Raw genomic sequence first — 5,603 nt, forward strand, 5'->3', positions numbered from 1 at the left:
ATATCTGCGGTCACTCAAAGGGGGATTGAAGGGGGGCTTTGCCACCCTCACAAGTTCTAAAGTGTAGCCGTTAGGCTATCACTTTAGGGAACTTGCAATATATCCGCTACACATAATATAGCATAGTGATAGCCACTTGTCAAGCGGATATATTCGTGCGTGGATTTCGCCAGAAATACAGTGGAGCTTACTTCCTCTTGGGCGACTTTGGAAGTGTAGGAGGGAGACAGTCAAGGGCTTGTTTTTTATCTGCAGTATGAGCTTCGGCTTGCCGATCAGCGAATGCAGCAGATAAAAAATGGTCGCAGACCACCCTTTACTTTCTTCCGCCGGAACAGACAATGAAGCACAAGGGGAAGTGACGGAACGGACGGACAGCCGTTTCCCCCTCCGGCATGATAGCCAACAAAAAAGAGTATCAAGGGTAAACGCTGCGGTCTTTCGACCGCCCTTGACACTCTTTTCCTTATGGCTCTGATAATAAACAAGGGGAAATGGCTTCTTGTGGCATTTCTGCCACTATGGTATAATGGGCAACGCTACCACCCCTATACAGGTACAGAAAGGGGGTGTGCCACCATGAGTATATTTTCGTCTTTCTTACTCTCTGTCTTGGCAAGTGTAGTCGCCTACTACATCTGCAAATGGCTGGACGGAGATAAATAGGCGGTAGCCAGCCTAAGGCATAAGCCACCTTGCCACAACGGAATAGAAAAGCCCCGGAGGTCGCAACTCCGGGGCTTTTTGCGTGCCACAATGAGCACTTTCGTCTTTCTTGCCTACTGGCATTATAGCATATGCCTTTCAGCATTTCAAGTATGCCCTACTTCCACCACTTATAAACCGTATGCTTTGCAAGTCCTGTCTCTCGGATGCAGTCCGCTTTTGTTCCCAGAGGGTTGCTTTCTCTCCATTCTTCGACAATCTTCGCCTTGTCTGGTCTCCCTTGTAGAGCTTTGCCCCTGTCCTCATTCATTGTTTCAAGGGTAAAACGTGCGATTTTTAAGTGCGTGGCTTGCTTTCTGCCGTTCCTCTTATTTGGCGGTATGACAACTTTCGTCTGCTTCTCTATCCATTCTCGGCTTGCCATAGTCGAAAGTAGCTTGTTATCAGCTTTGAGGGCTTTCAATGCGTCCTTTACATCTTCCCTTGTAAAATGGTTGTCCTCATCATCTGTAAGGCTCTCCAGATGCTCCAAAAATGAATAGGCATCTTGCCTTATTCGTCTTTCAGATATGCCACATTTCAAGCCATACGCACACAATGCCATGATTGAGAAGTACCTACCGCCTACCTTTACTTCGGTAAAAATCTTGTTCTTCCACCACTCATAAAGGGCTTCATTACACACCCATGTGCCTTTTTTCTTCGGTCTGCCCTCTACAACTCGCTCTTGATACCACTCTGGGTACAGCTTCTTTGCTTCGTCCAGTGACAGCTTACTCTTTTCTTTCTTCGGCTTCTCTGTAAGTACCGATAAATCAACCTTACAGTTCGGTATGCTGTCCTTTATATCTTCCAGAGTATAGCGGTTATCCGACATCTTATAGGCTTTCACTGGGAAGTCTGCCCCCAGCTTGCTCTGGCTCCCAACACACCTAAAGCCTTGATAGATACCTGTTATATCTGGGCTGTCTGGTCTGATACTGCTCGTATCGTTCCATAGTCTGCGGATAAATGCTTCTTTCAGCTCCGCAAGGGTATCTTCCAGATTATGATACAACTGTACTGGCTCTTTCAAAAAGTAATAGGCATGGACACCCTTTCCAGAACTCACAAGGTAGGTCGGTCGGAGCTGTACTCCGTTCCCGAATTGCTTCAAGAGGTTCTTCAACTGCTGTTTTCCGACATAATCAATATCTATTGCAACCGCATACAGTTCATGTGCGTTCTGCTTCGTGTGTGTCTTGCCATAGAACGTGATAGGCGGTATCAGTCCGAACTCGTCCCCTATGACCTTATCAAGCATATTCAGACTATCATCTATAACCCACTGCTTCGTTCTTCCCTTTCCAGATGGTCTTATCTGGGTTGCAATCACATTTCCTTTTCCGTCATGCTCTGCACTCTGTAAGCTCCCCTCTGGGAACAAGTCACGATAGAACTCATGGGGGCTGACCTCTGGAAAACCTCTCTCCAACATCAGCTCCTCTTTATCCCTATATACCTTTCTCCACTCATACATTGTTTTTGTATTTCTACGCATATTTTTCTCCTACTTAGATATATTATATAATATACTGCCCTTACTCCGCTTGACCGCTAATCTTATCAATAGATTTTTGCACCTTTTTCTCTCAAGTATAAGGGAGTGCCTTTTTGGTGTCAATATCTACACCTCACTCCCTCTCGCCTTCACCGCTTATCTTATCAATGAAGTATTTTACCTTTTTCCATCAAGTATAAGGGAGTGCCTTTTTGGTGTCAATATCTACACCTCACTCCCTCTCGCCCTTATCGCTTATCTTATCAATGAATTTATTGCACCTTTTTGACCTCTAAAAAAAGGGAGTGAATTAAGAATATCTCATCCTCACTTCACTCCCTCTTATTTTCATCACTACTCTTACCAATATTTCAGTATTTTCTACTTAGCATCACGAAGAGTTCCTTTCCATACTGCGTATTCGTCACCTTTCTCATCAGTTGCGGTTAATATTGCTTCACAATATGGATTTGATGGTGGATTCGGAGTCGTATATACATAGCTTCGAGAATTAGTTCCTGTATACCCATTATGATCTTCTTCATTTGTATGCCAACTATTTACTCCTTCAGCTCTTGTTACAAGTTTACTGGATTTTAATTTTAATGGATTAGACGTCATAGATGCCTTAACTGTGTACTGCGGTCTTCCAGATGAATCTAAACCATCATAAAAATACTCCATACTTCCTAAAATTCTATTTTCAATATCTAAAGCTGTAGCAGGAATAGGTTCTCGAGAAGAAATTGTGTTTTTTCCATCACACGCAAAATATACTTTATCCAGCAAAACAGATTCTCCATTAGTTGAACGAGTCACCGATTCTACCGCCTCGGTTTCAGCAGGAGCTGTATCTGCTGCAAAACTAACCATATTCATAGCCATCATCATTATTGCTGCCAAAGCTAACGCTACAGATCTGCGAATATTTCTCATTAATTTTCCTCCTATGTCAATGTATTTTTATAGCATCTAAAGCAACAAGTACATTGGCATCCCCTCCTTTTTGTTTTACTATACTATATTTTCAACAAAAAAACATTAATTATATATAACATTTTTATAAAACTTTACTTGACAAATAAATAATATAACACTATCAAAAACGTCCCAATATTACAGACCATACCGCCCCAAAACAGGTATATCTTCAAGCCCTCATATCTGAAAAAGCTGTTTTTGCTTTCCTCCAGCTCCCGGACTTTCTGCTTCATTACGCTTGTAAGCGTATCAGACTGCTTTTCAAGAGCTTTTGTTGCCTTCTGTACCGCCTCTATATTCGCCTGTAACGCCTTTTTTACCTCTTGGACGGTACTTTCTCTGACCTCATCTCTCAGGCTCCCAATTCCGGCTGATATGGCGTTCTGAAGTAGTTCGTTGCTGTTCTCTAACTGCTCGACTTGCTTCTTCAGCTCGCTGATGAGCTGCCTGCTCAGCTCGGCGTCTCTCTGCCTGTTCTGCTCTGCCCTTGCTTGTCCTTGATTTGACTGCTTCATCAATTCCTCGCAGCTCTCGCTCGACAAAGCTAAGGCTTCCTTCAGCAGGCTGTTCTCCAGCTCTGTCCGGCTCTGACGGTTCAGTTCTTGGATCCGTTCTCTCGGACTTGCCTGCTCTGACTTCTGCTGTTCGTGCATTTCTCTCAAACTCATGCTCCAGTTCCTCCTTTCCAAAACCCATGTTGTAGTATTTTTCCAGCTTATTATTACGAATTTTGCAAGCCTTTTCTCCTGCCTGCTTCCTTGCTAAGTCGGTATATGTGATGTATTTGTGGCTGTCCTGCCAGTCCACTCCGTACCCTCTTTCATTCATCAGCCGAATAAAGCTTTCCCGGCTGGTCGCTGTTTCCTTACAGTCCAGGACTGCCAGGGCAATGTCCTGGACATAGCTTTTCACTTTCCCCTGCTCCGCCTGCTTCAGAAGCTGGTACGTCTCTTTTTTCCATGCCACTGTTTCCTCACGTTCCGCTCCTTCAAAGGTCTTTCCCTTTTCTGAGACGTGTAGCCCCTGCTCCCTGCTCTGTGCGTTGCACCGCTCCTTCAGCTCCTGCAGGTCGGCGCTGCTCCACTGCAGCTTGTGCCCGTCCTCAAAATTGACGGAATTGACGATAAAGTGCGTATGGATATGTTTTTTGTCCTTATGGGTAGCCACAAGCACCTCAAACCCTTTCCATGCCGACGTATTCTCTGCAAGCTGTAAGGCGTTCCTGTGTGCCTGCTCCGGCGTGATTTTCTCGTCCTTATGGTAGCTCTGGACAAAGTGCTTGTATGTCCTTCCCCCGGTTTTCTCCCATAGTTCCTTGGTGGCTTGCATTTCGTCCTTTACTGTATCTGGTTCACAGTGCAGACCGCTGACAAGCTTATCCTCTGTCTTTTCCTCTTTTGTCACATAGTCCAGTGCTTGCCCTATGCCTGCTTTTGAAGATACTGCTTTAATAACTGCCATACTTCTCTCACCTCTTTCATGGTGTTAGGAAGCTCTTGCTTATAGTCCACATATCCATTTTCATTCAGCTTCTTGGCTATCTGGTTCAGATTGTTGCCTTGCCTTTTCAGCTCTGGATATATCTCTTTCAGTCCGTCCAGATTGACAATGTTCGACTGTGTGAGGGCTTCAATGATATATTGCTGTTGGCTCTTTCCAGACTGCTCTACTTTTTCTTTTATCTGTGCAAGTTCTTCCTCTGACACTCTTATAACTATCTGCTTCGGTCTTGTCCTATTCATTGATGAAGTCCTCTCTTTCCTTTACCCACTTCTTAATGAGTTCGATTTCCTCGTTCATGTTCGGCTCTTTCTCTGGCTTCCAGTCCGCTCTCATGTCTTTCAGTTCTTCCAGTGCTTCTTCTAAGTCTGCCTTATAGCTTTCTAAATCTTCTTTTTCGCTTGCTATATATTCATCAACACTATTGTAACAAGGCACACACTCATAGCTTGTAAAATCATCATTATACTTGTGGTACACAATGTCTTTCCATTCATCACTTGGCTCTGCTATGTTCTGTTTAGTAATTTCAATGTCGGATTTTATTGTCTCTACGTTCTCCAACATATCCAGATAATGCTCTGGTTCATAACCCAAATTCAATAAGTGATTCAGCAGTGTAGGCTCTGGGAACATTCCGAACCAACAACGCTCGAACCACTGGTCAGCATAATCTCTTTCATCACTTCCATTGGAGTAAGTACCGCCCACCAAATCTCCGACAAAATTCTCTATCAGCTCTCCGATTGTCAGACCATGCTTCCCACACTTTCTCGCCAGTCGGTCACAATCTGCGTCCGACAATTTCACTGTGATTTTTCTCTCTCTGATTGTCTCAATTTCTTTCTGCTGTTCCTCGCCCCAACTCATGCTTTTACCTCTCTTTCTTCTTGGCTATCACTCAACAATTTACCGC

5 protein-coding genes and 1 pseudogene are annotated in these 5,603 nt (G+C 44.1%); all 6 read right to left on the reverse strand.

Features of this window, described 5'->3' with window-relative positions; all coding sequences use genetic code 11:
* Positions 1-823: 823 nt before the first annotated feature.
* The 6 genes and pseudogenes from ACXMYH_RS16310 to ACXMYH_RS16335 all read right to left on the reverse strand — a co-directional run bounded on the left by ACXMYH_RS16310 (position 824) and on the right by ACXMYH_RS16335 (position 5,557).
* On the reverse strand, positions 824-2,206 hold the full coding sequence (locus tag ACXMYH_RS16310) for a hypothetical protein (protein WP_002595441.1): 1,383 nt from the start codon (positions 2,204-2,206) through the stop codon (positions 824-826).
* A 381-nt stretch (positions 2,207-2,587) separates the two neighbouring features.
* Entirely contained in the window at positions 2,588-3,142 is a 555-nt protein-coding gene (locus ACXMYH_RS16315) for a hypothetical protein (protein ID WP_002595445.1), read from the reverse strand.
* Between the two features lie 134 nt (positions 3,143-3,276).
* Positions 3,277-3,855: a hypothetical protein gene (locus tag ACXMYH_RS16320; RefSeq protein ID WP_235845210.1), complete on the reverse strand. Its 579-nt coding sequence runs from the start codon at positions 3,853-3,855 to the stop codon at positions 3,277-3,279.
* Between the two features lie 361 nt (positions 3,856-4,216).
* Positions 4,217-4,648: pseudogene (locus ACXMYH_RS16325) on the reverse strand (relaxase/mobilization nuclease domain-containing protein); the annotation flags it as partial.
* Positions 4,609-4,929, reverse strand: coding sequence for a plasmid mobilization protein (locus tag ACXMYH_RS16330; RefSeq protein ID WP_002595443.1), 321 nt, complete (start codon positions 4,927-4,929; stop codon positions 4,609-4,611). The gene ACXMYH_RS16330 and the pseudogene ACXMYH_RS16325, both read right to left, overlap by 40 nt.
* Entirely contained in the window at positions 4,922-5,557 is a 636-nt protein-coding gene (locus tag ACXMYH_RS16335) for a hypothetical protein (RefSeq protein ID WP_002595442.1), read from the reverse strand. Before ACXMYH_RS16335 ends, ACXMYH_RS16330 begins: the two co-directional genes overlap by 8 nt.
* Between the last annotated feature and the right edge of the window lie 46 nt (positions 5,558-5,603).

Source organism: Pilosibacter sp. NGB245, from assembly GCF_057397225.1.

Bases quoted from the DNA above. Each gene is read 5' to 3' on its own strand.
- ACXMYH_RS16310 (WP_002595441.1), bottom strand. From the start codon at position 2,206: ATGCGTAGAAATACAAAAACAATGTATGAGTGGAGAAAGGTATATAGG.
- ACXMYH_RS16315 (WP_002595445.1), bottom strand. From the start codon at position 3,142: ATGAGAAATATTCGCAGATCTGTAGCGTTAGCTTTGGCAGCAATAATG.
- ACXMYH_RS16320 (WP_235845210.1), bottom strand. From the start codon at position 3,855: ATGAGTTTGAGAGAAATGCACGAACAGCAGAAGTCAGAGCAGGCAAGT.
- ACXMYH_RS16330 (WP_002595443.1), bottom strand. From the start codon at position 4,929: ATGAATAGGACAAGACCGAAGCAGATAGTTATAAGAGTGTCAGAGGAA.
- ACXMYH_RS16335 (WP_002595442.1), bottom strand. From the start codon at position 5,557: ATGAGTTGGGGCGAGGAACAGCAGAAAGAAATTGAGACAATCAGAGAG.